The following is a 26,105-nucleotide window of genomic DNA, read 5'->3' as shown; positions in this document are numbered from 1 at the left end:
ATGAGGCCGGCTTGCACCCCCGCCGCTTGCGGCACGCGCATAAGCGGCGCATGTTGCGCCGCGCAATGCGAAAGGACATGAGCATGATTCCGGTTTTTGACGGTCACAACGATTTCTTGCAGCGCATGGTGGCTGCGGGGCCCGGCCGCGACCGGCTTTGGCTGGAAGGCGACGGCAGCGGGCATCTGGACCTGCCGCGGATGAAGGCGGGCGGCTTTGCCGGCGGTTTCTTCGCCATCTGGACGCCCTCGCCCCCCGGCCCCGACGATGCGATGGCAGCGATGCTCAAGAAGAACCCGCCCTTCGCCCTGCCGCTGCCGCCCGAGGTGGCGCCTGCCCAGGCCCTGCCCCATGCGCTGGCCCAGGCCGGCCATCTGATGGCGATGGAGCGGACCGGCACGCTGGCGATCTGCAGGACCGCCGCCGATCTGCGCGCGGCCATCGCCGATGGCCAAATCGCCGCCATCCTGCATATCGAGGGCGCCGAGCCGATCCCCGACCTGGATGCGCTGCATGCCTGGCACGCCATGGGCCTGCGCTCGCTGGGGCCGGTCTGGTCGCGACCGACGCGCTATGCCCATGGCGTGCCCTTCGCTTTCCCTTCGTCGCCCGATACAGGGCCGGGGCTGACGGCCGAGGGCGAGGATCTGGTGCGCGAATGCAACCGGCTGCGCATCATGCTGGACCTGTCGCACCTGAACGAAAAGGGCTTCGACGATGTGGCGCGGCTCTCGGACGCACCGCTGGTCGCCAGCCACAGCTGCGCCCATGCCGTTGCACCCAGCTCGCGCAACCTGACCGACCGGCAGTTGCGGGTGATCGCCGAATCGCGGGGCCTCGTCGGGCTGAATTTCGCCGTGGGCTTCCTGCATCCCGAGGGCCGGCGCGACCCGATGCACGGGTTCGAGATCATGCTGCGCCACCTTGACCACCTGCTTGCGTTCCTGGGCGAGGATGGCGTCGCGCTCGGCTCGGATTTCGACGGTGCCGAGATGCCCGCGGATCTGGCCGATGCCTCGGCCCTGCAGAATCTTTTGCAGGCCATGCTGGACCATGGCTATGGCCGCGAGTTGGTCGAAAAGATCGCCTGCAAGAACTGGCTGAACCTGCTGGAGCGGACCTGGGGCGCCTGAGCCCCGCCCCTTTCATCCGGCCGGACAAGACGGAGGGCGGCGATCCGGAACCGGACACCGGATAAAACCACACAAGGACCGCCGCCCTCCGTGAGCAGCGGAATGCCACGATTCTTTCACACGGAAAAGTTGTTCATTTGGACAGCTACTCCCCCATAAGGAGAATACCGTCCAAGGGCAAATCGCTCGGCCCGCCGCTCGGCCCGCCGCTTAGCCCTCGGTCACCACCGGCGCGACGCCCATGGCTTCGGCAAGCGCGCGGAACCGCGCCTCGGCCACCTCGCCCAGCAGCGCCCGCCCGGTCCTCGTCAGCTTCAGTTCCAGCTGCTTCTTCTTGCGCTGAAGCTTCAGCGTCCCCGCCTCGGCCGGATCCTTGACCGAGAACATGGCGCCGAAACGCAGGGCCTTGCCCAGCACCTCCGCCTCGCGGATCTCCTTCTCGGAAAGCAGGGCGAAAAGCGGCGCCATGGGCGAATTGGCGCGGCTGTTCTTGTAGCGATGCAGCAGCGACAGGCCCAGGAACACCCGCTCGGGATGCGACAGCGCCGCCATGTTGGCCCGCGTCACGTTGTCGAAGCAGGCATCGGCGCGATAATCGGGATGGGTCCGCCAGGTCGTGTCGTGAAGCAGGCAGGCCGCCTTGACCAGCCGGTCGCGCTCGGGCGGCAGGTCGCCGAACAGCGGCTCCAGGAAGTGATAGAGCTTCTTGCCGAAGCCCGGCATCCGCGCCATCTGCCGCTCGGCAAAGCGCGCCGCCTCGATCAGCGGATCGCGAGAGCGCAAGCCGGTCGGCATCTGTTCGTAAAGCAGCCCCTCGCGGATGCCATAGGAGGACACGGCCAGCGATTTCGGCTTGAGGCTTTGCACCAGTTGGCGCAGCACCTGGCTGGCCAGCGGCACCAGCTCCATCCGGCCTTGCGAAATGCCGGTCATCGTCCGCATTTCCGTGACGGTCTTGTCGCCGATCCATTTCACCGTATCGGCGACGGCCTGGGGCGACATGCGGTATTCGTGCAGCACGGTCATGGGGTATTTCGCCCGTTCCATGTCCAGCCGCGAGATGGCCCGCCACGAGCCGCCGACCAGATAGATCTGCTCGTGCCCGCGCCCCAGCCGCTCTGCTGCGGCCTCGATGGTATCGCGGATATGGTCGCGCAGGCCCGAGGCGCCACCCTTGACCTGTTGCAGCCGGAACGGACCCAGCGGCGTCGAGATGCGGCGGCCGACCTTGCCGTTCGCCACCTCGGCCAGTTCCATCGAGTTGCCGCCGATGTCGCAGACCAGCCCCTTGGCCTCCGGCCAGCCCAGCAGGACGCCCTGCGCGGAAAGCCGCGCCTCCTCCTCACCGTCGATGACCAGAAGCTTCAGCCCGGTCTCCTTCTCGACCGCCTTGCGAAAGGCCGGGCCGTCCTCGGCCTCGCGCACGGCGGCGGTGGCGACGCAGGTCAGCGGCTTGATCCCCATGCTGTCGGCCAGGACCGCAAAACGGCGCAGCGCCGCCATGCCGCGGCGCACCCCCTCGGGGTTCAGCCGGCCGGTGGTGGCAAGGCCCGAGCCCAGCCCGGCCATGACCTTTTCGTTGTAGAAATAGGCCGGCGAACGCGCCGCCCCGTCAAAGACCACCATGCGGATCGAGTTCGAGCCCACGTCGACCACGCCGACCCGGCTCAATGCCCGTTCCGAGGCGCGCTCGAACAGCGAGCGCCCGAAGGGTTCGATGGTTTCTCCGCTTGCGGTCACGATGCCGTTCATCGGGTTCCTCTCGATTCCGTTACCACGCCTGGGCGCGCGCCTTGGATGGGGCAAATGCCCCCCTTGCGTCAATCCGTCGAGTGCATGAGCGCCGGAACGTCGCGGGCACCCGCACTGCCGCGTCCCGACAGTGACGGGTTTTCCATGAAGAACTTGTGACAGGAAAACAGGTCGTCCCGTCCCGCCGGCAGATAACGCAGATAGCGCCCGTCGGGCTGCAAGAGCCAGCTTTGCGCCTCGTCGGCCATGTTCGCGGCCATGACCTGGCTGGTGATCTGGGCCTTCACCGTCTCGTTGAAGCATTCGATCAGCGTCTCGACCCGGCGATTCAGGTTGCGGCCCATCCAGTCGGCCGAGCTGATGAAGACCCGGGCGCGCTTGGATGGCAGGCCGAAGCCGTTGCCGAAGCAGACGATCCGTGAATGCTCCAGAAAGCGCCCGACGATGGATTTCACCCGGATGTTCTCGGACAGGCCGGCGATGCCGGGGCGCAGCCCGCAGATGCCGCGGATCACCAGGTTGATCCTGACGTCCGCCTGGCTCGCGGCATAAAGCGCCTCGATCACGTCCTTGTCGATCAGGCTGTTCATCTTGGCCCAGATCTCGGCCTGCCGGCCGCGGCGGGCGAATTCGGCCTCGCGGGCGATCAGCTCCAGCAGGGTCTCCTTGAGGTCGATGGGCGAGATCGCCATGTTCTCCAGCCCGTCGGGCTGCACATAGCCCGACAGGAAATTGAACACCTTGGACGCATCGCGCCCCAGCGCCGGATCGCAGGTGAAAAGCGACAGGTCGGTATAGATCCGCGCGGTGATCGGGTGATAGTTGCCGGTGCCGAAATGGGTATAGGTCACCAGCTGGTCGCCCTCGCGCCGGACCACGGCGCTGATCTTGGCATGGGTCTTGTATTGCACGAAGCCATAGACGACATGCGCGCCCGAACGCTCCAGCCGGCGCGACTGGCGGATGTTGGCGGCCTCGTCGAAACGCGCCTTGAGCTCGACCAGCGCCGTCACCGACTTGCCCGACTCGGCGGCCTCGCACAGCGCATCGACGATGGGGCTGTCGCGCGAGGTGCGGTAAAGCGTCTGCTTGATCGCCAGCACGTCCGGGTCGCGCGCCGCCTGCGCCAGAAAGCGCACCACCATGTCGAATGTCTCGTAGGGGTGGTGCAGCAGCATGTCCTTTTGCCGGATGGCGGCGAACATGTCGCCGTCATGGTCCTGCACCCGTTCCGGCACGCGCGGGGTGAAGCTGGGCCATTGCAGGTCACGGCGCGAGTCCAGCACCAGTTCGCGCAGGTCGGCGACGCCCAGCAGGCCCTCGACCTCGACCACCTCCTCGGGATCGACCTCCAGTTCCTCCATGATCAGCCGGCGCAGCCGGTCGGGCGCGCCGGCGGTGATCTTCAGCCGGATGACGCTGCCGCGCCGGCGACGCTTCAGCGCGGTCTCGAACTCGCGCACCAGGTCCTCGGCCTCTTCCTCGACCTCCAGGTCGCTGTCGCGCAGCACGCGAAAGGCGCAATGGCCGATGTCGCGATAGCCGGGGAACAGGCTCGGCAGATGCATCAGCAGCAGGTCTTCCAGCCGCAGGAACCGCTTGCCGCCCGGCAGCGGGATGAAGCGCGCGATCTGCTGCGGGATCGGCAGCAGCGCCTGCATCTGCTGGCCATCGCTTTCCCGAGCCAGTTCCAGCGCCAGCGAAAAGCCCGCGTTCGGGATGAAGGGAAAGGGGTGCGCCGGATCTATCGCCAGCGGCGAAAGCACGGGAAACACCTGGTCCATGAAGTGGCGGCGCAGGAACTCGTCCTCGGCGCGGGTCACGCGCCCGCGCGACAGGATGGTGATCTCGGCCTGCTCCATCTCGCGGCGCAGCCCGTTCCAGACCGCCTGCTGCGCGCCCATCAGCCGGCGGGCATCGGCGTTGACCAGCGCCAGTTGTTCGGCCGGGGTCAGCCCGTCGTCGGAAAGCGTCGTGTTGCCCTCGCGCACCAGTTCGCGCAGGCCCGCGACGCGCACGGTATAGAACTCGTCCAGATTGGTGGCCGAGATCGACAGGAAGCGCAGCCGTTCCAGCAGCGGCACGCGCGGATTGCGCGCCTCGTCCAGCACGCGCCAGTTGAAGGCGAGCCAGCTGATCTCGCGGTTGAAGAATCGCGTCGGCCCCTCGGGCGGGCCGTCGGGCAGCTCGCGCGGGGCGGGAAAGGGGGATTTCAGGAAATCGGCCTGGGTCATGTCACGGGACTTTGGAAAAATGCGGTAAGGATCATGCGTCGACGGGGGCCAGCTTGTCCAGAAGCTCGGCGGCGAGGCGACGGGTGATGGCGCGGCGGTCGGCCAGCGATTCGCGGTCGATGGCCGCGACCAGCCGGCGGGCCATGTCCAGGTCGCGCTCCATGCGCAGCACCAGCCAGTCCACCACCTCGGGCGCGACCTGGATCTGGCGGTCGGCGAACAGCTTGACCAGCACGGCGGTCAGCATCGCATCGTCGGGCGGGCCGAGGATCGCCTGCGCCGCCGTCTCCAGCCGCGAGCGCAGGTCGGGCAGCGCCACGCCCCAGTCGCGCGGCGCCGACCGCGCGGTGATGAGCAAAAGCGCCCCCCGCGCACCGGCAAGGTTCCACAGGTGGAACAGGCCCTGCTCGGCGGTCGGGTTGCCGCCGATCTCATGCGCGTCCTCGACGACCAGCGCGGCGCCGGGCTGGACCAGCTCGTCCACGCCTTCGGGCGCCAGCGTCCAGCCGTGGCAGATCTGCGCACCATGTTCCGCCGCCCAGAAGCCGACCAGATGCGACTTGCCCGAACCGGGACCGCCGATCAGCAAGAGCCGCCCCTGCGGCCAGCACCCCGGCGCATCCAGCATCGCCAGCGCGTCGCGATTGGCCGCGGTGATCAGGAAATCGTCGCGCGACGAGGCCGGCGGCATCGTCAGGTCCAGGGTCAGCTGTCTGGCCACCGCTCAGCCGTCCTTGCCGGGCAGGTTCTCGCGCGCCTCGGCCCAAAGCGCGGATGGCGAGGGCGGCCCCTCGGCATCGGGGATCCTGCCGGCCTCCTGGCGGTGCTGGTGCTCTTCCAGCAGATGCGCCAGATGCTCGTCGCGCTGGATCTGCGCCACCGCCACGTCGCGCGACATCTGCGCCAGTTGGCGCGCTCGCTCGGTGGAGCCGCGCGGCACCAGTTCGACCATGGTGGGCGGCGCCGGCGGCGAGGGCACCTCGCGCCCGGTATAGAGCGCGCTTTCCTTGTAGCGCGCGACGGCAAAGCGCACCAGCACGCCAAGCGCCGCGGCGGCCGGCACCGCGATCAGCAGGCCGACGAAGCCGAACAGCGTGCCGAAGACGGTCAGGGCCAGCATCAGCCAGACCGGGTGCAGCCCGACATGGCCGCCGACGATCTTGGGTTGCAGGTAATTGCCCTCGGCCACCTGGCCGATGACGAAGACCGCGATCACCGCGCCGATCCAGACCGGCTCGCCCCAGAACGAGAACAGCGCCACGCCGATGGCGGTCACGCCGCCGATCACCACGCCGACATAGGGAATGAACGAGAGCGAGGCGGCGATCACCCCGATCGCCACGCCGAACGGCAGGCCGATCAGGCCCAGGCAGACCGAATAGAAGGTGCCCAGGATCAGGATCACCATGCCCTGCCCGCGCACGAATCCCGACAGCGCCGCGTCGATCTCATGTCCCAGGCGACGGATGGTCCCCGCATGTTCGCGCGGCAGCAGGTCGTCCAGCCGGTCCACCATGTTGTCCCAGTCGAGCAGCAGGTAGAAGGCGACGACCGGCACGATCACGATCAGCATGACCATGCTGACCACGCCCATCACCGAGCCCAGGACGGTGCTGACCAGTTGCCCGCCCCGCTCGCTGATCTGCTGGCCCATGTTGGTCAGCGCGGTATTGACCGGGTTGCCCTCGGTAAAGATCTCGGGAAAGCGCGTCATCAGGAATTGCTGGAGCTGCTGGAGCATCTCGGGCGCCGTCTCGATCAGCGCCGTGGTCTGGCGCACCAGCACCGGCACCAGCAGCAGGAACAGCGCCACCACCAGCAAGAGCCCGCAAAGCGTGAGGATAACCACCGCGGCGGTGCGTGACAGGCTCAGCCGCTCGAGCCGGTCGGCCAGCGGGTCGAAGAGATAGGCCACCGCCGCGCCCATGATGAAGGGCGTGACGGCATTGCCCAGCCCCCAAAGCGCCAGCAGCAGGACGGCCAGCGCGCCGCCCCAATACAGGATCTGCTTCTGCACCGGCAATTGCATGGGTCTCGTCGCTCCTGTCCCCGCGTTCGCGTTCCTATGTGGACGGTCGCGGCGCGGCTTGCAAGGAATGGCGTTGCCCCGCTGGGCGCTCTGCGCTAACTCGTGCCGGCCCATATCGAGGATTTCGCCATGCGTCTGTCGCGCTATTTCATGCCCGTTCTGAAGGAAGACCCCAAAGAGGCCCAGATCGTCAGCCACCGGCTGATGCTGCGCGCCGGCATGATCAAGCAGCAGGCGGCGGGCATCTATTCCTGGCTGCCGCTGGGCTACAAGGTGCTCAGGCGCATCGAGCAGATCGTGCATGAGGAACAGGCCCGCGCCGGCCATATCGCCATGCTGATGCCGACGCTGCAATCGGCCGACCTGTGGCGCGAAAGCGGCCGCTATGACGATTACGGCGAAGAGATGCTGCGCATCAAGGACCGCCACAAGCGCGACCTGCTTTACGGCCCCACAAACGAGGAGATGATCACCGACATCTTCCGCAGCCATGTGAACAGCTACAAGGACCTGCCGCTGACGCTGTATCATGTCCAGTGGAAGTTCCGCGACGAGATCCGCCCGCGCTTCGGCGTCATGCGCGGCCGCGAATTCCTGATGAAGGACGGCTACAATTTCGACCTCACGAAAGAGGACGCGCTGCACGCCTATAACCGCCACCTGGTCAGCTATCTGCGCACCTATGAGCGCATGGGCCTGCAGGCCATTCCCATGCGTGCCGACGGCGGCCCCATCGGCGGCGACTATACCCATGAATTCCTGGTGCTGGCCGAGACCGGCGAATCCGAGGTCTTCTATGACAGCGAGATCACCGACCTGAAATTCGGCGACCGCCGGATCGACTACGACGATGTCGCGCAATGCCGGGCGGTGCTGGAGGAATTCACCAGCCGCTATGCCCGCACAGACGAGACCCATGACGCGGCGCTGTTCGAGCAGATCCCCAAGGAGCGCCGCCGCGTCGCGCGCGGTATCGAGGTCGGCCAGATCTTCTATTTCGGCACGAAATATTCCGAGCCGATGGGCGCGACCGTGGTCGGCCCGGACGGCAGCCGGGTGCCAGTGCACATGGGCTCGCACGGCATCGGCGTCAGCCGCCTGCTGGGCGCGATCATCGAGGCCAGCCATGACGACAGGGGCATCATCTGGCCCGAGGGCGTCACCCCGTTCCATGTCGGCATCGTCAACCTGAAACAGGGCGACGCCTCGACCGATGGCGCCTGCGAAGCGCTTTATGCCGAATTGAAGGCGCAGGGGCTGGACGCGCTCTATGACGACCGCGACGAGCGGGCGGGCGCGAAATTCGCCACCATGGACCTGGTCGGCCTGCCCTGGCGCATCACCGTCGGCCCGCGCGGCCTGGCGGCCAACAAGGTCGAGCTGACCTCGCGCCGGACGGGCGAGTCGGTCGAGATGTCGCCGCAAGAGGCGGTGGTGCGACTGAGGGAGATCTATCAGCCGGTCTTCGACGCGGCGAAGTAAGGCGCGGCCGCGCCCGGACGCGCGGTTGCCGGAGTAGTTGAAAACGGTGAGATCGGGCGCGGCGCCATTGCGGCGGTGCCGGCCCGGGCGGCATGGCCGCATGAGTATTTGAAGAACGAAGAAGCCGCTTGCGGCTGCTATGGTGTTGATAAGGTTCGGTGGCGCGGTTTTCCTTCCGCGCGGTTAAATGGTGCGAGGGTGCGGTCGTGGCAAGGAAGGCGCTGATCACGGGGGTGACGGGGCAGGATGGCTCTTATCTGGCCGAGTTCCTGCTGAAAAAGGGCTATGAGGTGCATGGCATCAAGCGCCGCGCCTCGTCCTTCAATACCCAGCGGGTCGATCACATCTTCCAGGACCCGCACGAGGTCCAGCCACGCTTCTTCCTGCATTACGGCGACCTGACCGATACCTCGAACCTGACCCGGATCATGGCCGAGGTGCGCCCGGACGAGGTCTACAACCTGGGCGCACAATCCCATGTCGCTGTCAGCTTCGAGGCGCCGGAATATACCGCCGATGTCGACGGGCTGGGCGCGCTGCGGCTTCTGGAGGCGATCCGCTTCCTGGGGCTGGAGGGGGTGACGCGCTTCTACCAGGCGTCGAGCTCCGAGCTTTACGGGCTGGTGCGCGAGACACCGCAGACCGAGCGCACGCCCTTTCATCCCCGCAGCCCCTATGCCGCGGCCAAGCTTTACGCCTATTGGATCACGGTGAATTATCGCGAAGCCTACGGGCTGTTCGCCTGCAACGGCATCCTGTTCAACCATGAGAGCCCGCGTCGCGGCGAGACCTTCGTCACCCGCAAGATCACCCGCGGGCTGGCCAATATCGCGCAGGGGGTCGGGAGTTGTCTCTATCTCGGCAATCTGGACGCTCTGCGCGACTGGGGCCATGCCCGCGACTATGTGCGCATGCAATGGTTGATGCTGCAATGCGACGAGCCCGACGACTACGTCATCGCCACCGGCGAGCAGCACAGCGTGCGCCAGTTCCTGGCCTGGACGGCCGAGGAGCTGGGCATCACGCTGGAGTTTCGCGGCTCGGGCGTGGACGAGATCGCCGTGGCCGCCTCGGTCGAGGGCGATCTGGCTCCGGCCGTAAGGCCGGGCGACGTGGTGATGCGGGTCGATCCGAAATACTTCCGCCCCGCCGAGGTGGCGAGCCTTCTGGGCGATGCCTTCAAGGCGCATCAGCGGCTGGGATGGCGGCCCGAGACCGGGTTGCGCGAAATGATCGCCGAGATGGTCGCCGCCGATCTGCGCTGCGCCCGGCAGCATGCGCTGCTGAAGCATCACGGGCTCGGGCAGCCGGTCCCGGCCGGGGGGCGCTAGATGGCGCGGCTGTTCATCACCGGCGGGCACGGCATGGTCGGGCTGAACCTGCGCGCCCATCCCGGCATCGCGGACTGGGAGGTGCTGGCCCCCTCGCGGGCCGAGCTGGACCTGTGCGACGCCCGCGCCTTGCGCGACTGGCTGGCCCGGCAGCGCCCGGATGCGGTCGTGCATGCGGCCGGCGCGGTCGGCGGCATCCAGGCCAACATGGCCGAGCCGGTGCGGTATCTTGCCGGGAACGCCCTGATCGGGCTGAACCTGATCACCGCCTGCCGCGATGCAGGCATCCCGGTGCTGATCAACCTGAGTTCGAGCTGCGTCTATCCGCGCGACCTGGGCCGCGACCTGTCCGAGGAGCAGATCCTGACCGGCGCGCTGGAGCCCAGCAACGAGGGCTATGCGCTGGCCAAGATCATGGCTATGCGGCTGGTGGACTATACCTGCCGCGAAGATCGCAGCCTGCAATGGCGCACGCTGATCCCCTGCAATCTCTATGGCCCGCACGACAAGTTCGACCCCCGCCGGTCGCATTTGCTGCCGGCGATCATCCACAAGATCCATCGCGCCAGGGTCGAGGGCCATGAGACGGTCGAGATCTGGGGCGACGGCACGGCGCGGCGCGAGTTCATGTATGCCGGCGACCTGGCGGATGCGATCCTGCGCGCGCTGGCCGATCCCTCGGCGCTGCCGCAGGTGATGAATGTCGGGCCGGGTGTCGACCATACGATCGACGACTATTACCGCACCGTGGCCGAGGTGATCGGGTGGCGGGGGCGTTTTACCCATGAACTGGGCAAGCCGGCCGGCATGCGGCGCAAGCTTCTCTCTGTGGCGCGGCAGGCGGAATGGGGCTGGGCGCCGCGGACCGGGCTGCGCGAGGGCATCGCCGCCACCTATGCCTGGTATCTGGAGCACCAGCCATGAGCCGCTTTCCCCTTGCCACCTCTACTTGGGACGAGGAGGAGCAGGATGCCTTGCAGCGGGTGATCGGCTCGGGCCGGTTTTCCATGGGACCGGAGGTGGCGGCATTCGAGGCCGAATTCGCCCGCTTTGCCGGCAGCCGCCATGCGGTGATGGTCAATTCCGGTTCGTCGGCCAATCTCGCCATGGTGGCGGCGCTGCGCCATACGCAGAACCCCGCGCTGCGGCTGATGCCGGGCGACGAGGTGATCGTGCCGGCGGTGTCCTGGTCCACCACCTTCTTCCCGCTGCACCAATACGGGCTGCACCTGAAATTCGTCGATATCGACCGCGAGACGCTGAACTACGACCTGACCGCGCTGGCCGGGGCGATCGGCGAGCGCACCCGCGCCGTCATGGCGGTGAACCTGCTGGGCAACCCCAACGATTTCGACGCGATCCGCACCATCATCGGGACGCGGCAGGTCGTGCTGATCGAGGATAACTGCGAATCGATGGGCGCGACGTTCGGCGGCCGCCAATGCGGCACGTTCGGGGTGATGGGGACGTTCTCGACCTTCTTCTCGCATCACATCTCGACCATGGAGGGCGGGCTGGTCGTCACCGATGACGAGGAGCTTTACCACATCCTGCTGGCGCTGCGGGCGCATGGCTGGACGCGCAACCTGCCGAAACTCAACCGGGTGACGGGCGAGAAAAGCGATGATCCCTTCGAGGAAAGCTTTCGCTTCGTCCTGCCCGGCTACAACCTGCGCCCGCTGGAGATGTCGGGTGCGCTGGGTCGGGCGCAGCTGGCGAAACTGCCCCGGCTGGTCGAGGGCCGGCGCGCAAACGGCGCAGGCTGGGCCGAGGCGATGGCGGGTCATCCGCTGTTCCGCATCCAGCGCGAGATCGGCGAAAGCAGCTGGTTCGGCTTTTCGCTGGTGCTGCGCCCCGAAACCGGCCTGACGCGGCGCGAGGTTCTGGCACGGCTCGATGCGCTGGGGTTCGAGACCCGGCCCATCGTCAGCGGCAATTTCACGAAGAACCCGGTGCTGCGGCTGATGGATCACAGCCTGCACGGATCGATGAGCCATGCCGAAGAGATCGATACCCATGGCTTCTTCATCGGCAATCATCATTATGACATGCAGGAAGCGATCGCGATTCTGGCCGGGTTTCGCGGCTGACCGGCCGCCGGGGGCGCCAGTCGGGATCGGCGGCGGGTTTTCTGGCGGGTGGTCATGGGTGCAGGCTGGGCGAAACGAATCGGCATCGGGATGGCGGCCATCGCCCTGGCCGCCGCAATGGCCTTCCTTGCCTGGCCCGCGCCGCCGCGTCCCCTGACGCCGGTGCCGATGCTCAGCCTTGCCGAAGATGCGGGTTTGCAAGCGCAGCTTGTTGCGCCGCAACCGGGCCTGGCCGCCCTGCCCGCCGCGGTGACGGGCCGCGCGGCGGCTGGTCCCTCGGGCGAAGGCTATCGCCACGAATGGCCGGGATTTCATGCCTCTGCCCGGTTCGAGGGCACGGGCGTCACCCTGCGCTTCGACGATTCGCTCAATCGCTGGCGCGTGATGCTGGACGGCAAGGCGGTCGAGGTCTCGCGCCCCGGACGGCAGGATTTGCGAATCGAGGGCCTCGCGCCCGGCCCGCATGAGATCCGCGCCGAAAAGATCAGCGAACCAAGTGGCCCGGCGCTTTTCGGCGGCTTCTTCCTGGGCGATCCGGCGCAGGCGCTGCCGCCGCCCGATCCGGTGCCGCGGCTGATCGAGTTCATCGGCGATTCCGACACCGTCGGCTTTGCCAATACCGCCGAGCGCCGCGATTGCGACGCCGAGGAAATCTATGCCGCCACCGATACCAGCCGCAGCTTCGGGCCGCAGGTCGCGGCGGCTCTGGGCGCGGATTACCGGATCGTCGCCCGCTCGGGGATCGGGCTCTTGCGCAATTACGGCGGGGCCGAACCCGACCGCACCATGGACCGGCTTTATCCGCTGGCCCTGCCGGGGGATGGGGATGCCGTGGCCCTGCCCCAGCGCCCGGCGGATATCGTCGTCGTCGGGCTTGGCTCCAATGTCTTCGGCTCGGACCTCGCCCCCGGCGAAGCGTGGCGCGACAAGGCCGAGTTGCGCCGCGATTTCGGCCCGGCTCTGGCCGATTTCGCCGCGGCGCGCATGCAGGAAAATCCCGGCGCGGCCATGGTGTTGCTGGCCTTTGGCGAATACGGCCCCGAACTGGTCGAGGCGCATCGAGCCGCATCGGAACTGCTGGCCGCCCGCGGCCTTGCCAACCAGCTGGTGATCCTGGGCGATCCGCGGCGCAATGCCTGCCTGTGGCACCCCTCGGCGCAGGACCATGCCATGATCGCCCAGACGCTGATCGAGGCATTGAAAGGGCCGGTTCCGAACTGAACCGGCCGTTCTGCCCCTTGCGCCCGCCGCCTTGCGCCCGCAAACTCCGCCCGACCAGCCAGCCGAGCCGCCATGCATTCCCTCAGACCGATCCATAACCGCCTGCATCGCCTTTTCGGCAGGGGCCATGCGGATTTCTTCGACACCGCCGCCGAGCGGTGGGAGATCTGTCCGGCCGAAACGGTCGAGATCATGCCGGGGATCTGGCTGCCCGACCAGATCGAGCATATCTCGCGCACCGAATTCGGCGCCCTGCCCGACATCCTGGCGCAGATGCAGGGCAATCCGGCCGAGCGCACGCCGCCGACCATGGGCTATCGGTTTCGCGACGTGGATTTCGTCGATGGCGTGCTTCACGCGCGCGGGGCCGAGCGCCACCTGCGCCAGCGCAAGCGTTCCGGCCTGACCTATTCCCGGCCGCGCGAAAGCTTGTCGGGCGCGCTTTACGAAAGCTGGATCGGCAATCGCTGGTTCGGCAACTGGCTTCTGAACGACTGCCTTGCCTATCGCCTGGCCGAAGCGGCCGGCATGCCCGTGACCTCGGCCCCGGTGCGGGGCGGCCATATCGCCCGCTACGAGGAATTGCTGGGCATGGCGCCGCGCCGCATCGGCGAGGTGCATTTCGACGAGCTGGTCCTGTTCGACGACCTGCACAACAACAGCCACCGCCGCGCCCGCGCGCAGGAAAACCGCGCCCGCATCCTGAAGGACCGCCCGCTGGAGCCGCTGCCCGGCGTCTTCATCTTCCGCGGCGCCAGCGGCGATGCCCGCATCCTGGAGAACGAGGCTAAGATCGCCGAGCGGCTGGAGGCCGAATACGGTTTCCGCACGCTCTATATCGACCGCCACGATGCCGACCAACTGGCCGAGGCGGCCGGCGCGGCCCGGCTGGTGGTGGGCGTCGAGGGCAGCCAGCTTGCCCATGGCGTGATCGCCATGGCGCCGGGCGGCACGGTGCTGACGCTTCAGCCGGCGGACCGGGTGACCACCTCGCTCAAGCTGCTGACGGATTGCTGGCAGCAACATTATGCCATGGTGGTGGGGTCGGGAACCGCCCGCGGCTACCGGGTGGAATGGGACCAGATCCGGCGCACACTCGACCTGATCGCGGCCCAAAACCCCCAAAACCCGTCCTAACAGTCAGGTTGAGTTTGCCGCAAGAGATCGGAATATGGGGGCGGGCGACCTTTATTTCCCGCCGAAGTGATTAAGCAAGTGCATGGTGATGTTCGAAACTCTCCGGGATGACTACGTAAGACACGGCCGTTCGCTGACCGAGCCCGCCTTCGTCTCGCTTGCCGTCTATCGCTATGGCCGCTGGGCCCTTGGGCTGAAGAACCCAGGGGCGCGCTGGCTGGCCGGCAAGCTCTACGCGCTGATGAAGACCCTGATCCTGAACGTGACCAAGGTCTGGATCCCGCCGCAGGTGCGGCTGGGCCGCGATTTCCACATCATCCATGCCGAGGGTTCGCTGTCGATCCATCCCGACGTGGTGATCGGCGACCGTTGCGGGGTGATGCACAACGTCACCATCGGCACCAACATGGGCCCGGGCGCGCCGGTGATCGGCGACGACGTGTTCATCGGCGTGAATTCCTGCGTGCTGGGACCGATCACCATCGGCGACCGGGTGCGGATCGGCGCCAATACCGCGGTGACGACCAATGTGCCGCCGGATTCGGTGGTGATCGGCTCGCCCGCCAAGATCTATCCCAGCCTGCCGATCTTTGCCGCCAAGAAGAAGGCCCCTGCCCATGAGTGACGATTTCGACCGCAGCATGTGGCGCCTGCTGGCCGACAACCTTCCCGCCCGCGCGGACAAGATCGCCGCCGTGGACCAGGGCCGCTCGGTCACCTATGCCGAGCTTGCGGCCGAGGCCGGGCGCGTGGCCGACTGGCTCGCCCGACGCGGCATCCGGCCCGGCGACCGGGTGATCGTGCATCTGCGCAAGGGCATCGACGAGGTTGCGGCCATGTTCGGCGCCTGGAAGATGGGCGCCGTGGTCGTCAACGTGAACATCCGCTGGACCCCCGCGCAGCTGGCCTATGTCGCCGGCGACAGCCGGGCGCGCGCGGTGATCCTGCCCCGAAACGCGCTGGAGGCGCTTGTGGGCGAACATGCCTTGCCCGAGGGCACGGCCTATCTTGTTCAGGGCAAGGCCGAGGGCCTTGTCCAGGGCGCGGACCCCTGGGGGGCGCTTGCCGCCGACCAGGCTTCCGCGCCCGACGAATCCGACCCGCGCGGGTTGGCGATAATCATCTACACCTCGGGCTCGACCGGCGCGCCCAAGGGGGTGATGCTCAGCCATCGCAATATCCGCGTGGGCGCCATCTCGGTCGCGGATTATCTGGGGCTGGACGAAAGCGACCGCCTGCTGTCGGTGCTGCCCTACAGCTTCGATGCCGGGCTGAACCAGTTGACCACCATGCTGCTGACGGGCGGGACGGTGGTGCATCAGCCGCTGACCATGCCAGCCGAGATCATCCGCATGGCCCAGGCCGAATCGGTGACGGGGATCGCCGGCGTGCCGCCCTTGTGGAACCAGATCGTGCGGCTGCTGGTGGACCGCCCGACCGAGTTGCCGGCACTGCGGCGCATCACCAATACCGGCGGCAAGATCCCCCCGAACATCCTGGAACTGCTGCCGCAGGTGTTTCCGGGCGTCGACATCTACCTGATGTATGGCCTGACCGAGGCCTTCCGCTCGACCTATCTGCCGCCTTCGAAATTCGCGGCCAAGATGGGCTCGATCGGCCGGCAGATCCCGAACGCGCAGGTCTTCGCCATCAAGCATGGCGAGGGCGTCGCCGGTCCCGGCGAACAGGGCGAACTGGTCCATGCCGGCCCGCTGGTCAGCATGGGCTATTGGGAAAAGCCCGAGGTGACGGCGCAGAAGATCCGCCCCTGCCCGGAACTGGCGCATCTGCTGGGCGACGAGCCCGTGGTCTGGTCGGGCGATCTGGTCCGCGTCGACCAGGACGGCGACCTGTGGTTCGTCAGCCGCATGGACGAGATGATCAAGACGCTGGGCTTCCGCCTGTCGCCGACCGAGGTCGAGGATGCGATCTCGCAAAGCGGGCTTGTCACCGACGTCGTGGCCTTCGGGGTCGAGGATGCCGATCTGGGCCAGGCGGTCCATGCGGTCGTGACCTATCTGCCGCAAGCCGACGAGGCCGCGCTGGCCGCGCATTGCGTCCGGGCGATGCCGCATTACATGCGTCCGCAGCACTATCATTCCTGGCAAGGCGCGATGCCGCGGACCGCCAGCGGCAAGCTGGACCGTCCCGCCATCATTTCCGCGGCCAGGGCCGCATTGCAGAACTGACCAGAAAGGCATTGAATCCATGAGCTTGAGCAAGGACGAGCTGATCCGCTACATCCGCAGCGAACTGAACATCGACACGGTGCTGGAGGGCGATACCGAACTTTTCTCGACCGGGATGCTGGATTCGGTGGCGATGGTAGGGCTGATTTCCTTCGTCGAGCAGCATGCCGGCGTGCGGGTGCAGCCGGGCGACGTGACGCTGGAGAATTTCGACAGCGTGGACGCGATCCTCGCCTATGTGCAGTCCCTTGACTGACCTGGACCGCCACCTGGCCGAGGCGGCGGCGCGCTTCGGCACCCCGGCCTATGTCTATGCCACCGACGTGGTCGAGGAACGGCTGGCCCATCTGCGCGCGCATCTGGGTCGCTGGTTCGCCGTCAGCTTCGCGGTGAAAAGCAATCCGAACCCCGCCCTGCTGGGCTGGATGCGGGACCGGCTGGATTACCTCGACATTTCCTCGGGCGGCGAGCTGGCCCTGGGGCGCGAGGCGGGTTGGGATGCGGCCAGGATCAGCTTCACCGGCCCGGCCAAGCGCGAGGCGGAACTGCGCGCCGCCATCGAGGCGGGCCTGGGCGAGCTGGTGCTGGAAAGCCTGCGCGAGGCGCGGCTGGCCGATGCCGTCGCGGCCGAGATGGGCCGCGTCCAGCCGGTGCTGGTCCGCCTTGCGCCGGCGCGGGTGCCCAAGGGCTTCGGCGACCAGATGGCCGGGCGGCCCAGCCCCTTCGGCGTCGATGTCGAGGACGCGGCCGAGATCCTGCCGCAGATCGCCGCCCTGCCGAACCTGCGCATCATCGGGCTGCACATCTATTCCGGCACGCAATGCCTCAAGCCCGAGGCGATCTGCGAGAACTGGCGCATCTTCATGCAGGTGTTCCGCGACACCTGCGCCGCGCTGGACCTGCGCCCGGAAAAGCTGATCTTCGGCGCCGGGCTCGGCATCCCCTACCACCCCGGGGACAGCGCGCTGGACCTTGCGGCCATCGCGGCCGAGATCGGCCCCGAACTCGACGCCTTCCGCGCCGAGCCGCGCCTTGCCGACGCCCGGCTGGTGCTGGAGCTGGGCCGCTACCTGGTCGGGCCGGCGGGCTGGTTCGTGACCCGTGTCCTGTCGGTCAAGCAATCGCGCGGCACCCGAATCGCCATCTGCGACGGCGGGCTGAACGACAACCTGGCGGCCTCGGGCAATTTCGGCATGGTCTTGCGGCGCAATTACGTCATGCACCGCGTCGGCGGCGACGAAGACGGCACCCGACCCGAGGAAAAGCAGGATATTTCCGGCCCGCTCTGCACCTCGATCGACAAGCTGGGCGGCGGCGTCGCGCTGCCTCGGCTGGAGGAAGGCGACCTGATCGCCATCCATGCCTGCGGCGCCTATGGGCCGACGGCGAGCCCGCTGCATTTCATCAGCCACCCCATGCCGGCCGAGGTGTTGCTGACCGGCGGGCAGATGCAGGACGTGACGCGAATCCGGGACAGGTGAGGCCCGGTTTCGCATCCGGCCCGGCGGCGCGATAAAATATTGCTGATCCCCGGATTTTTGCGTCGTTTTTCTCGACCGGGTCGGTTGTGTTTTCCCGCATCGCCCGGCTATTATCTGCGCACACCCCGAACCGGAAAAGGAACACGATGGTCGAACAGAACCTGTTGCTCTTGCTTGTTCTGACGCCATTCGTGTCGGCCGCCCTGGCGGCCACGCTTCCCATAGGGGCGCGCAACGCCGAAGCCTGGCTGGCCGGGCTGACGATGATCGTCGCGCTGGTGATCCTGGGCGTGCTCTATCCCGCCGTGACCGAGGGGCGAAGCATCACCGGCACCTTCCGATGGGTCAGTTCCATCGGGCTTGACCTGACCTTCCGCATCGACGGGTTTTCCTGGCTGTTCATGGTGCTGGTGGCGGGGATAGGCTTCCTCGTCATCCTTTACGCGCGCTATTACATGTCGCCCGACGACCCGGTGCCGCGGCTTTATTCCTGCCTGCTGGCCTTTGCCGGCGCCATGTCGGGGCTGCTGCTGTCGGGCAACATCATCATGCTGGTGGTGTTCTGGGAACTGACCAGCATCGTGTCCTTCCTGCTGATCGGCTATTGGTTCCAGCGCCAGGATGCGCGCGACGGGGCGCGGATGTCGCTGATCGTCACCGCCTCGGGCGGGCTGTGCCTGATGGTGGCGATGATCATCCTGGGCCAGATCGCCGGCAGCTACGATCTCGACGCCGTGCTGGCCGCCGGGCCGCAGATCACCAGCCATCGGCTTTATCCGGCGGTGCTGATCCTGTTCGTGCTGGGCGCCTTCACCAAATCGGCGCAGTTCCCGTTCCATTTCTGGCTGCCGAACGCCATGGCGGCGCCGACCCCGGTTTCCTCCTACCTGCATTCGGCGACCATGGTGAAGGCCGGGGTCTTCGTGCTCTTGCGCTTTCACCCGGCGCTGGGGGGCACGGATGCCTGGTTCCAGATCGTCACCGGCATCGGCCTGACCACGCTGCTCCTCGGGGCGGTGACGGCGCTGTTCCGCCACGACCTCAAGGGCCTTCTGGCCTATTCCACCATCAGCCATCTGGGGCTGATCACCGCGCTGGCGGGGATCGGCACGCCCTTTGCGCTGGTCGCGGCGGTGTTCCACATCGTTAACCACGCGGTCTTCAAGGCCTCGCTGTTCATGGCCGCAGGGATCATCGACCACGAGACGGGCACCCGCGACATGCGCCGCCTGTCGGGCCTGGCCCGGGTGATGCCGGTCACGGCAGCGCTGGCGATCATCGCCTCGGGCGCCATGGCCGGGGTGCCGCTGCTCAACGGGTTCCTGTCCAAGGAGATGTTCTTCGAGGCGACCTATGTCTGGAACAACGGCGGCTCGCTCGACAGTTTCGCACCCTATGTCGCGGTGCTGGCCGGGGCGTTCAGCGCCGCCTATTCGCTGCGCTTCATCGTGAAGGTGTTCTTCGGCCCCCCCGCCACCGACCTGCCGCAGGAGCCGCACGAACCGCCGCTGCTGATGCGCCTGCCGGTGGCGATCCTGGTCGCGATCTGCCTTGCCGTCGGCATGTTCCCGCAGCAGGTGCTGGGCACCTGGCTGCAGACCGCCAGCCTGGCCGTGGTCGGCCCCGAACTGCCGCATTTCAGCCTGAAGATCTGGCACGGCGTGAACCCGCCGCTGATCATGAGCCTGATCGCCATGACGCTGGGCGCGCTGATCTATCTGCTGCCGCGCCGGCTGATCGATTCGGGCGAGGACGGCACGCGGCTGATGCGCCGGCTGGACTTCGCGCGCGGCTTCGACTGGCTGTTGCAGAACCTGACCATCCGCCTGCCGCGCTTCGCGCTGCGGGTGCTGTCGGCGAACGGCCTTCAGTCGCAGCTGCGCGCCATGGTGCTGCTGTCGCTGGCCGGGGCCTGGTTCGTGCTGCGGACGCTGGACTGGAACGTGCCCATGCCCGAATTGGGTGCCAGCGAGCTGGTCTTTGCCTTGCTCTGGGTCGTCGGCGGCACCTGCGCCATCGGCGCCGCCTGGCAGGCCAAGTATCACCGCTTCGCCGCCCTGGTGCTGATGGGCGGCGCGGGGCTGGTGACCTGCGCGACCTTCGTCTGGCTGTCGGCCCCCGACCTAGCCGTGACCCAGTTGCTGGTCGAGATCGCGACCACCGCATTGCTGCTTCTGGGCCTGCGCTGGCTGCCCAAGCGCAACGAAGAAATCGCCGGGGACAACAACCTGGTCGCCCGGTCGCGCCGCAGCCGCGATCTGCTGATCGCGCTGGCCTGCGGCTCGGGCATGACGGCGCTGGCGCTGGCGGTGCTGCTGACCCCGCCCGGCGCCTCGGTCGGCGACTGGTTCCTGCGCAACGCCTATGTCGAAGGCGGCGGCACCAATGTCGTCAACGTCATCCTGGTCGATTTCCGCGCCTTCGACACCTTCGGCGAGATCACCGTTCTGGCCATCGTCGGGCTGACCGTCTATGCGCTCTTGCGCCGCTTCCGCCCCGCGCCCGAAAGCGTCGAGCGCCCGCGCCCGCAGCTCGATGCCGAGGAGCAGGCGCTAGAAGCCTATCTCTTCGTGCCCTCGGTGCTGATGCAATGGCTGTTCGCGCCGATCATCGCGCTGTCGGCCTATCTGTTCTTCCGCGGCCATGACCTGCCGGGCGGGGGCTTTGCCGCCGGCGTCACGCTGGCCGTCGGCCTGCTGCTGCAATATGTCGCGGCCAATGTGCGCTGGGTCGAGGCGCGGATCATCGTGCTGCCGGTGCGCTGGATGGCCTCGGGCCTGACCATCTCGGCGGCGGTGGGGGCCGGGTCCTGGATCTTCGGCTATCCGTTCCTCAGCGCGCATGCACAGTATCTGGACATCCCGATCATCGGCAAGGTGCCCTTCTCGACCGCGATGCTGTTCGATTTCGGCGTGTTCTCGCTGGTGATGGGTGCCATCGTGCTGATGTTGATCGCCATTGCCCACCAGTCGCTGCGCGTCGCCCCGCGCGCCCGCCCGGTCGAACCCAGCGAGGAGACGAACTGATGGAACTGATCCTTGCCCTTGCCATCGGCATCCTGGTCGGCTCAGGCGTCTGGCTGATGCTGCGCCCGCGTTCCTATCAGGTCATCATCGGCCTGTGCCTGCTGGCCTATGGGGTGAACCTGTTCATCTTCGCCATGGGCCGGCTCTATATCGGCGGGGCGCCCATCATGCCCAAGGGCGGCTTCGTCGATCCGTCCGCCTATGCCGACCCGATGCCGCAGGCGCTGGTGCTGACCGCCATCGTCATCAGCTTCGCCACCACGGCGCTGTTCCTTGTCCTGATGATCGCCGCGCGCGGTGCCACCGGCACCGACCATGTCGACGGCCGGGAGCGCCATTCATGATGAACGACGGCACCATGCCCGATCACCTGATGATCGCGCCGATCCTGATCCCGCTGGTGGCGGGGGCGATCATGCTGTTCTACAACGACCGCAACCGGCAGACCAAGCTGATCATGGGGCTGGTGGCGGTCGGGCTGACCTTCCTGGCCTCGGTCGAGCTGATGTCAGGCGTGAAATCCGTGACCGAACAGGGCGGCACCGTCGTCGGGCTTTACCGCCTGGGCGACTGGCCGGTGCCGATCGGCATCGTGCTGGTGCTGGACCGGCTTTCGGCGATGATGGTGATGCTGACCGCGCTGCTGGCCGCGCCCTCGCTGATCTATGCCGCGGCCGGCTGGCACGGCAAGGGCCAGCATTACCACAGCATGTTCCAGTTCCTGCTGGCCGGGGTCAACGGCTCGTTCCTGACCGGCGACCTGTTCAACCTCTTCGTCTTTTTCGAGGTGATGCTGGCGGCCTCCTACGGGCTGATGCTGCACGGCTCGGGTCCCGAACGGATCAAGGCCGGGCTGCATTACCTTGCCGTGAACCTTGCGGCCTCGCTGTTCTTCCTGATCGGGGTGGCGCTGGTCTATGGCACCACCGGCACGCTGAACATGGCCGATATCGGCCGGGCGCTCTATTGGCTCGACGATGCCGAGCGGCTGCTGTTCCATGCCGCCGCGACCTTCCTCGGCCTCGCCTTCCTGATCAAGGCCGCGGCCTGGCCGCTGTGCTTCTGGCTGCCGCCGACCTATGGCGCCGCCTCGCCGCCGGCCGCCGCGATCATGGCGATCATGACCAAGGTCGGGATCTATGTCATCCTGCGGCTGTCGCTGCTGGTGCTGGGGCCGGATGCCGGGCCCTCGGCGGGTTTCGGCGCCCCGGTGCTGATGATCGGCGGCGTGCTGACCATGGGCTTCGGCATGATCGGCATCCTCGGCACGCCGGAACTGGTGCGCAAGGGCGGCTATCTGGCGATCATCTCGTCGGGCACGGTGCTGGCCTCGATCGGCTTCGCGCAGGCCGGGGGCGGCAGTTCGATGCTGGGCGGCGCGCTTTACTACATGGTGGGCTCGACCGCCGCCATCTCGGCCTTCTTCCTGATCGCCGATCCCGTGAGCCGCAACGACGAGGGCGACGACGACGCCCCGGTCGAGACTGACGGCTTCGACCCGCTTTCGGAACGCTGGGCGCCGATGGGCCTCGGCACGGTCGAGGACACCACCGCCCCGGCCAGCCATCGCACGGTCAGCTGGCTGACCATGGCGATCTGCTTCAGCCTGGTCGCGGCGATGATCGCCGGCTTGCCGCCGATGCCGGGCTTCATCGGCAAGTTCGCCATCCTGCGCGGCGCGGTCCAGGACAACCTGCCCACCTCGGGCCATCTGCCGGTGATCCTGTGGGCCTATGCCGCCATGTTGATCCTGTCGGGCCTGGGGGCGCTGATCGCGCTGATGCGCTTCGGCATCCGCCGCTTCTGGGCCGAGGAAGGCCCGGCCCCGCGCATCCTGGCGCTGGAGGTGGTGCCGGTGGTCCTGCTGCTGGGCATGATCGGCTTGCAGACCGTGCGCTCGGATGCGCTGCTCGGCTATACCAATGCCACCGCGAGCGCGCTGCTTGAGCCCGGCGTCTATCGCAGGGCGGTGCTGGCCGGCGCCCAGGACGTGCGCGCCGCACCCGTGCAAAGCCTCGCCCCCGATCCCCAGCCCCAGACCCAAACCCAGACCACGCAGGAGGAGGCGGAATGAGCCGGCTGGTGCCCCATCCCGTGCTTTCGGCCGCGCTGGTGGTGATGTGGCTGTTTCTGACCGCATTCACGCTGGGCCACCTGCTGCTTGGCACGCTGATCGCGCTGTGGGCGGGCTGGTCGGTCGAGCATCTGCACCCGCCGAAGCCGGTCTTTCGGCGCTGGCTGGCGATCCCCAAGCTGATGGCGATCGTGGCGGTGGACATCCTGCGCTCGAACATCACCGTGGCGCGGGTGCTGATCCTGGGCCCCGACCATCCGAAATACCATTCGGGCTTCGTCGAGCTGACGTTGCGCATGCGCGATCCCAACGCCATCGCGGTGCTGGCGATCATCCTGACCGGCACCCCCGGCACCGCCTGGATCGAGTTCGACCAGGAGGAAGGCCGGCTTCTGCTGCATGTCCTCGACCTGCGCAGCGACGACGACTGGCAAACCCTGATCCGCGACCGCTACGAGGCCCTGCTCATGGAGATATTCGAATGACGGCCGAGATCCTGCGTTTCGCCCTGGGCTATGCCCAGATCGCCCTGATCCTGGCCTTGGCGCTGGCCTGCTGGCGCATGCTGCTGGGTCCGCGCGCGCAGGACCGCGTGCTGGGGCTGGACACCATGTATATCAACGCCATGCTGCTGTTTCTGGTCATCGGCATGGGCAATGGCAACGTCTTCTTCTTCGAAGGCGCGCTGGTTATCGCCGTGCTGGGCTTCGTCACCACGGTCTGCGCGGCCAAGTTCCTGATGCGGGGCGAGGTGATCGAATGATGCATCTGGAGCAGCTGCCGCCCTGGGCCGCGCTCATCGTGGCGCTGTTCGTGGTGATCGGCGCCACGCTGACGCTGCTGGGCGGGGTCGGGCTGGTGCGGCTGAAAAGCTTCTACCAGCGGCTGCATGCGCCGACGCTGGGCTACAGCTACGGCACGCTGCTGATCATCCTGGCATCGATGCTGATGTTCTCGCTGCTCGAGGGCCGCGCGGTGGTGCACGAACTGATGATCGGCATCTTCATCATGATCACCACGCCGATCACGCTCTTGATGCTGGGCCGGGCCGCATTGCGCCGCGACCGCGACCGCAAGCTGGGCCATGACGAGGTGGTGCCGCCCCGCAACCGCACCGAGCCGCCCATCGAAACCGAGGACGAGGACGAAACCAAGGCCGAAACCGGCGGCCCGCAGCCCTAGCGCGACTGCGCCAGCACCTGCCGCAGCAAGGCGGGATCGACCGCATCGGTAACGAAGGCCCGGCCGATGCCGTGCGCCAGCACGAAGCGCAGCCGGCCGTCCTGCACCTTCTTGTCCTGGGCCATCAGCCCGATCAGCGCCTCGTCATCGGGCAGGTCGCCCGGAATGTCGGCGATGCGCGCGGGCATGCCCATGGCGGCAAGATGTGCGGCGACGCGCGACGGCGCCTCCTGGCTGCAAAGCCCCATCTTCGCCGAAAGCTCGAAGGCCAGCGCGCAGCCGATCGCCACTCCCTCGCCATGCAGCAGCCGGTCGGAATAGCCGGTCGCCGATTCCAGCGCATGGCCGAAAGTATGGCCGAGGTTCAACAGCGCACGCTCGCCCTGCTCGGTTTCGTCGCGTTGCACGATGCCGGCCTTCATCTCGACCGAATGGCGCACGGCGCGCTGGCGCAGCGCCGGGTCGCTTGCCAGCCCCGCGGCATTGGCCTCGAGCCATTCGAAGAAACCCTCGTCGCCCAGCAGCCCGTATTTCGCCACCTCGCCATAACCGGCCCGGAAGTCGCGCGGGCTCAGCGTGGTCAGCACGTCGATATCGGCCAGAACCAGCGCCGGCTGGTGAAAGGCGCCGATCAGGTTCTTGCCCTGCGGGCTGTTGATGCCGGTCTTGCCGCCGACCGAGCTGTCCACCTGCGCCAGAAGCGTCGTCGGGATCTGCACGAAGCGCACGCCGCGACGCAGGATCGCGGCGGCAAAGCCGGCCAGATCGCCGATCACCCCGCCACCCAGCGCGATCACCAGATCCTTGCGCTCGATCCTCTGGGCCAGCAGCCATTCCACGGCGCGGCCAAGCTCGGCCCAGCATTTCGTCGCCTCGCCCGCCGGCAAGGCCAGCGCCGGCGCCTCGATCCCCTGCCCGGCCAGGGATTCGCGCAATGCCGGCAGGTGCAGCGCCGCCACCGTCTCGTCGGTCAGGATGGCGACGCGGCGCGGTCCGGCCAGCGCCACGATCTCTTCGCCCGCCCGCGCCAGCAGGCCCTGACCGATGCGCACGTCATAGGAACGCGCGCCCAGATCAACGTGAACGGTGTCGATGCTCATTTGCCCTCCAGGATCGCCGGATCATGCGCGCGGATCGCGTCCAGCACGCGGTCCGCCGTCTGTTCGATGCTGTCGCCGCGCTGCGCGGGGACGCGGATGTCGGCCAGCGCATAGACCGGGCTGCGCTCGTCCAGCAGCCGCTCCAGCGTGCCGCGCGGATCGGGGGTCTGAAGCAGCGGCCGGGTCGGGCGGTGCCGGACCCGGTGCCAGAGCGTCTCCAGATCGCAGTCCAGCCAGACCGAGACGCCGTCTTCGCCGATGCGGGCGCGGTTCTCGGGACGCAGCCAGGCGCCGCCGCCGGTCGAGACGACGCCCGGCCCCGAGGCCAGGACCCGGCCCAGCACCTCCGATTCGCGGGCGCGAAAGAATTCCTCGCCGTCGCGGGCAAAGATTTCGGGGATGGTCATGGCGGCGGCGCGCTCGATCTCGGCATCGGTATCCGAGAACGGCCTACGCAACCGGCGGGCAAGTTCGCCCCCGATCGCGGTCTTGCCCGCCCCCATCATTCCGATCAGCACGATGTTACGCCGCATCACCACCCGGATCCCGCCTCTTGCAACCGGAGAGACTGATGGCGTGATCTTTCGGGAAATGCCATATATATTTCGCACGAGCCGGCGACAGACCGGCACGGGCATATCGAG

The 26,105-nt window shown here is 67.4% G+C and carries 23 protein-coding genes; 17 read left to right on the top strand and 6 right to left on the bottom strand.

What is annotated here, in order from left to right; translation table 11 throughout:
* The first annotated feature begins 83 nt into the window (after positions 1 to 83).
* Entirely contained in the window at positions 84 to 1,133 is a 1,050-nt protein-coding gene (locus BLT64_RS17105; RefSeq protein WP_011747627.1) for a dipeptidase, read from the top strand.
* Between the two features lie 210 nt (positions 1,134 to 1,343).
* Here the strand turns inward: BLT64_RS17105 and BLT64_RS17100 are convergent, their stop codons facing one another.
* The 4 genes from BLT64_RS17100 to BLT64_RS17085 all read right to left on the bottom strand — a co-directional run bounded on the left by BLT64_RS17100 (position 1,344) and on the right by BLT64_RS17085 (position 7,148).
* The gene (locus tag BLT64_RS17100; protein WP_011747626.1) at positions 1,344 to 2,885 is read right to left on the bottom strand and encodes a Ppx/GppA family phosphatase; all 1,542 of its coding nucleotides are present in this window, start codon (positions 2,883 to 2,885) and stop codon (positions 1,344 to 1,346) included.
* A 68-nt stretch (positions 2,886 to 2,953) separates the two neighbouring features.
* Complete coding sequence (locus BLT64_RS17095; RefSeq protein ID WP_011747625.1) at positions 2,954 to 5,119, bottom strand: RNA degradosome polyphosphate kinase; 2,166 nt, start codon at positions 5,117 to 5,119, stop codon at positions 2,954 to 2,956.
* A 31-nt stretch (positions 5,120 to 5,150) separates the two neighbouring features.
* Positions 5,151 to 5,840 (bottom strand): P-loop NTPase family protein, encoded by a 690-nt coding sequence (locus tag BLT64_RS17090; protein WP_011747624.1) that lies wholly within the window; start codon positions 5,838 to 5,840, stop codon positions 5,151 to 5,153.
* A 3-nt stretch (positions 5,841 to 5,843) separates the two neighbouring features.
* Entirely contained in the window at positions 5,844 to 7,148 is a 1,305-nt protein-coding gene (locus BLT64_RS17085) for an AI-2E family transporter (protein WP_011747623.1), read from the bottom strand.
* A 129-nt stretch (positions 7,149 to 7,277) separates the two neighbouring features.
* On the opposite strand from BLT64_RS17085, the gene proS reads away from it, so the two are divergent.
* The 16 genes from proS to mnhG all read left to right on the top strand — a co-directional run bounded on the left by proS (position 7,278) and on the right by mnhG (position 24,361).
* A complete protein-coding gene (gene proS / locus BLT64_RS17080) occupies positions 7,278 to 8,630 on the top strand; it encodes a proline--tRNA ligase (protein ID WP_011747622.1) in 1,353 nt (450 codons plus the stop codon).
* 206 nt (positions 8,631 to 8,836) lie between these two features.
* Complete coding sequence (gmd, locus tag BLT64_RS17075) at positions 8,837 to 9,961, top strand: GDP-mannose 4,6-dehydratase (protein ID WP_011747621.1); 1,125 nt, start codon at positions 8,837 to 8,839, stop codon at positions 9,959 to 9,961.
* On the top strand, positions 9,962 to 10,885 hold the full coding sequence (locus tag BLT64_RS17070) for a GDP-L-fucose synthase family protein (RefSeq protein ID WP_011747620.1): 924 nt from the start codon (positions 9,962 to 9,964) through the stop codon (positions 10,883 to 10,885).
* A complete protein-coding gene (locus tag BLT64_RS17065; RefSeq protein WP_011747619.1) occupies positions 10,882 to 12,051 on the top strand; it encodes a DegT/DnrJ/EryC1/StrS family aminotransferase in 1,170 nt (389 codons plus the stop codon). The genes BLT64_RS17070 and BLT64_RS17065 overlap by 4 nt, the downstream gene beginning before the upstream one ends.
* Positions 12,052 to 12,105: 54 nt before the next feature.
* Positions 12,106 to 13,272 carry an SGNH/GDSL hydrolase family protein gene (locus tag BLT64_RS17060; RefSeq protein WP_041529835.1) on the top strand — a complete coding sequence of 389 codons (1,167 nt, stop codon included), beginning with the start codon at positions 12,106 to 12,108 and terminating at the stop codon, positions 13,270 to 13,272.
* A 72-nt stretch (positions 13,273 to 13,344) separates the two neighbouring features.
* Positions 13,345 to 14,409, top strand: coding sequence for a glycosyltransferase family 61 protein (locus tag BLT64_RS17055; RefSeq protein ID WP_011747617.1), 1,065 nt, complete (start codon positions 13,345 to 13,347; stop codon positions 14,407 to 14,409).
* Positions 14,410 to 14,497: 88 nt separating this feature from the next.
* A complete protein-coding gene (locus BLT64_RS17050; protein WP_232290506.1) occupies positions 14,498 to 15,034 on the top strand; it encodes a serine O-acetyltransferase in 537 nt (178 codons plus the stop codon).
* On the top strand, positions 15,027 to 16,598 hold the full coding sequence (locus tag BLT64_RS17045) for an AMP-binding protein (protein ID WP_011747615.1): 1,572 nt from the start codon (positions 15,027 to 15,029) through the stop codon (positions 16,596 to 16,598). The genes BLT64_RS17050 and BLT64_RS17045 overlap by 8 nt, the downstream gene beginning before the upstream one ends.
* A gap of 19 nt (positions 16,599 to 16,617) precedes the next feature.
* Entirely contained in the window at positions 16,618 to 16,854 is a 237-nt protein-coding gene (locus BLT64_RS17040; protein WP_011747614.1) for an acyl carrier protein, read from the top strand.
* Positions 16,847 to 18,079 (top strand): type III PLP-dependent enzyme, encoded by a 1,233-nt coding sequence (locus BLT64_RS17035; RefSeq protein WP_232290505.1) that lies wholly within the window; start codon positions 16,847 to 16,849, stop codon positions 18,077 to 18,079. The genes BLT64_RS17040 and BLT64_RS17035 overlap by 8 nt, the downstream gene beginning before the upstream one ends.
* Positions 18,080 to 18,225: 146 nt before the next feature.
* Entirely contained in the window at positions 18,226 to 21,105 is a 2,880-nt protein-coding gene (locus BLT64_RS17030) for a monovalent cation/H+ antiporter subunit A (RefSeq protein WP_011747612.1), read from the top strand.
* Positions 21,105 to 21,449, top strand: coding sequence for a Na+/H+ antiporter subunit C (locus BLT64_RS17025; RefSeq protein ID WP_011747611.1), 345 nt, complete (start codon positions 21,105 to 21,107; stop codon positions 21,447 to 21,449). The genes BLT64_RS17030 and BLT64_RS17025 overlap by 1 nt, the downstream gene beginning before the upstream one ends.
* Positions 21,449 to 23,179, top strand: coding sequence for a monovalent cation/H+ antiporter subunit D (locus tag BLT64_RS17020; protein ID WP_011747610.1), 1,731 nt, complete (start codon positions 21,449 to 21,451; stop codon positions 23,177 to 23,179). The genes BLT64_RS17025 and BLT64_RS17020 overlap by 1 nt, the downstream gene beginning before the upstream one ends.
* Positions 23,176 to 23,664, top strand: coding sequence for a Na+/H+ antiporter subunit E (locus BLT64_RS17015; RefSeq protein WP_011747609.1), 489 nt, complete (start codon positions 23,176 to 23,178; stop codon positions 23,662 to 23,664). The genes BLT64_RS17020 and BLT64_RS17015 overlap by 4 nt, the downstream gene beginning before the upstream one ends.
* Complete coding sequence (locus BLT64_RS17010) at positions 23,661 to 23,942, top strand: K+/H+ antiporter subunit F (RefSeq protein ID WP_011747608.1); 282 nt, start codon at positions 23,661 to 23,663, stop codon at positions 23,940 to 23,942. Before BLT64_RS17015 ends, BLT64_RS17010 begins: the two co-directional genes overlap by 4 nt.
* Positions 23,939 to 24,361 (top strand): monovalent cation/H(+) antiporter subunit G, encoded by a 423-nt coding sequence (mnhG, locus tag BLT64_RS17005; RefSeq protein WP_011747607.1) that lies wholly within the window; start codon positions 23,939 to 23,941, stop codon positions 24,359 to 24,361. Before BLT64_RS17010 ends, mnhG begins: the two co-directional genes overlap by 4 nt.
* Here mnhG and aroB read toward each other — a convergent pair.
* Both aroB and BLT64_RS16995 read right to left on the bottom strand, forming a co-directional pair.
* Entirely contained in the window at positions 24,358 to 25,461 is a 1,104-nt protein-coding gene (gene aroB / locus BLT64_RS17000; protein WP_011747606.1) for a 3-dehydroquinate synthase, read from the bottom strand. The two genes, mnhG and aroB, sit on opposite strands and share 4 nt — an antisense overlap.
* A complete protein-coding gene (locus BLT64_RS16995) occupies positions 25,458 to 25,994 on the bottom strand; it encodes a shikimate kinase (RefSeq protein WP_011747605.1) in 537 nt (178 codons plus the stop codon). The genes aroB and BLT64_RS16995 overlap by 4 nt, the downstream gene beginning before the upstream one ends.
* Positions 25,995 to 26,105: the final 111 nt, after the last annotated feature.

It is taken from the genome of Paracoccus denitrificans (assembly GCF_900100045.1).
Taxonomy (GTDB): domain Bacteria; phylum Pseudomonadota; class Alphaproteobacteria; order Rhodobacterales; family Rhodobacteraceae; genus Paracoccus; species Paracoccus denitrificans.
Note: the sequence above shows the minus strand (reverse complement) of the source record. Positions and strands in the feature narration are given on the sequence as shown.

What these genes read in the sequence shown, in the direction of transcription:
- BLT64_RS17105 (WP_011747627.1), top strand. Translation starts at nt 84, where the DNA reads ATGATTCCGGTTTTTGACGGTCACAACGATTTCTTGCAGCGCATGGTG.
- BLT64_RS17100 (WP_011747626.1), bottom strand. Translation starts at nt 2,885, where the DNA reads ATGAACGGCATCGTGACCGCAAGCGGAGAAACCATCGAACCCTTCGGG.
- BLT64_RS17095 (WP_011747625.1), bottom strand. Translation starts at nt 5,119, where the DNA reads ATGACCCAGGCCGATTTCCTGAAATCCCCCTTTCCCGCCCCGCGCGAG.
- BLT64_RS17085 (WP_011747623.1), bottom strand. Translation starts at nt 7,148, where the DNA reads ATGCAATTGCCGGTGCAGAAGCAGATCCTGTATTGGGGCGGCGCGCTG.
- proS (WP_011747622.1), top strand. Translation starts at nt 7,278, where the DNA reads ATGCGTCTGTCGCGCTATTTCATGCCCGTTCTGAAGGAAGACCCCAAA.
- BLT64_RS17070 (WP_011747620.1), top strand. Translation starts at nt 9,962, where the DNA reads ATGGCGCGGCTGTTCATCACCGGCGGGCACGGCATGGTCGGGCTGAAC.
- BLT64_RS17065 (WP_011747619.1), top strand. Translation starts at nt 10,882, where the DNA reads ATGAGCCGCTTTCCCCTTGCCACCTCTACTTGGGACGAGGAGGAGCAG.
- BLT64_RS17060 (WP_041529835.1), top strand. Translation starts at nt 12,106, where the DNA reads ATGGGTGCAGGCTGGGCGAAACGAATCGGCATCGGGATGGCGGCCATC.
- BLT64_RS17055 (WP_011747617.1), top strand. Translation starts at nt 13,345, where the DNA reads ATGCATTCCCTCAGACCGATCCATAACCGCCTGCATCGCCTTTTCGGC.
- BLT64_RS17050 (WP_232290506.1), top strand. Translation starts at nt 14,498, where the DNA reads ATGTTCGAAACTCTCCGGGATGACTACGTAAGACACGGCCGTTCGCTG.
- BLT64_RS17045 (WP_011747615.1), top strand. Translation starts at nt 15,027, where the DNA reads ATGAGTGACGATTTCGACCGCAGCATGTGGCGCCTGCTGGCCGACAAC.
- BLT64_RS17040 (WP_011747614.1), top strand. Translation starts at nt 16,618, where the DNA reads ATGAGCTTGAGCAAGGACGAGCTGATCCGCTACATCCGCAGCGAACTG.
- BLT64_RS17030 (WP_011747612.1), top strand. Translation starts at nt 18,226, where the DNA reads ATGGTCGAACAGAACCTGTTGCTCTTGCTTGTTCTGACGCCATTCGTG.
- BLT64_RS17025 (WP_011747611.1), top strand. Translation starts at nt 21,105, where the DNA reads ATGGAACTGATCCTTGCCCTTGCCATCGGCATCCTGGTCGGCTCAGGC.
- BLT64_RS17020 (WP_011747610.1), top strand. Translation starts at nt 21,449, where the DNA reads ATGAACGACGGCACCATGCCCGATCACCTGATGATCGCGCCGATCCTG.
- BLT64_RS17015 (WP_011747609.1), top strand. Translation starts at nt 23,176, where the DNA reads ATGAGCCGGCTGGTGCCCCATCCCGTGCTTTCGGCCGCGCTGGTGGTG.
- BLT64_RS17010 (WP_011747608.1), top strand. Translation starts at nt 23,661, where the DNA reads ATGACGGCCGAGATCCTGCGTTTCGCCCTGGGCTATGCCCAGATCGCC.
- mnhG (WP_011747607.1), top strand. Translation starts at nt 23,939, where the DNA reads ATGATGCATCTGGAGCAGCTGCCGCCCTGGGCCGCGCTCATCGTGGCG.
- aroB (WP_011747606.1), bottom strand. Translation starts at nt 25,461, where the DNA reads ATGAGCATCGACACCGTTCACGTTGATCTGGGCGCGCGTTCCTATGAC.
- BLT64_RS16995 (WP_011747605.1), bottom strand. Translation starts at nt 25,994, where the DNA reads ATGCGGCGTAACATCGTGCTGATCGGAATGATGGGGGCGGGCAAGACC.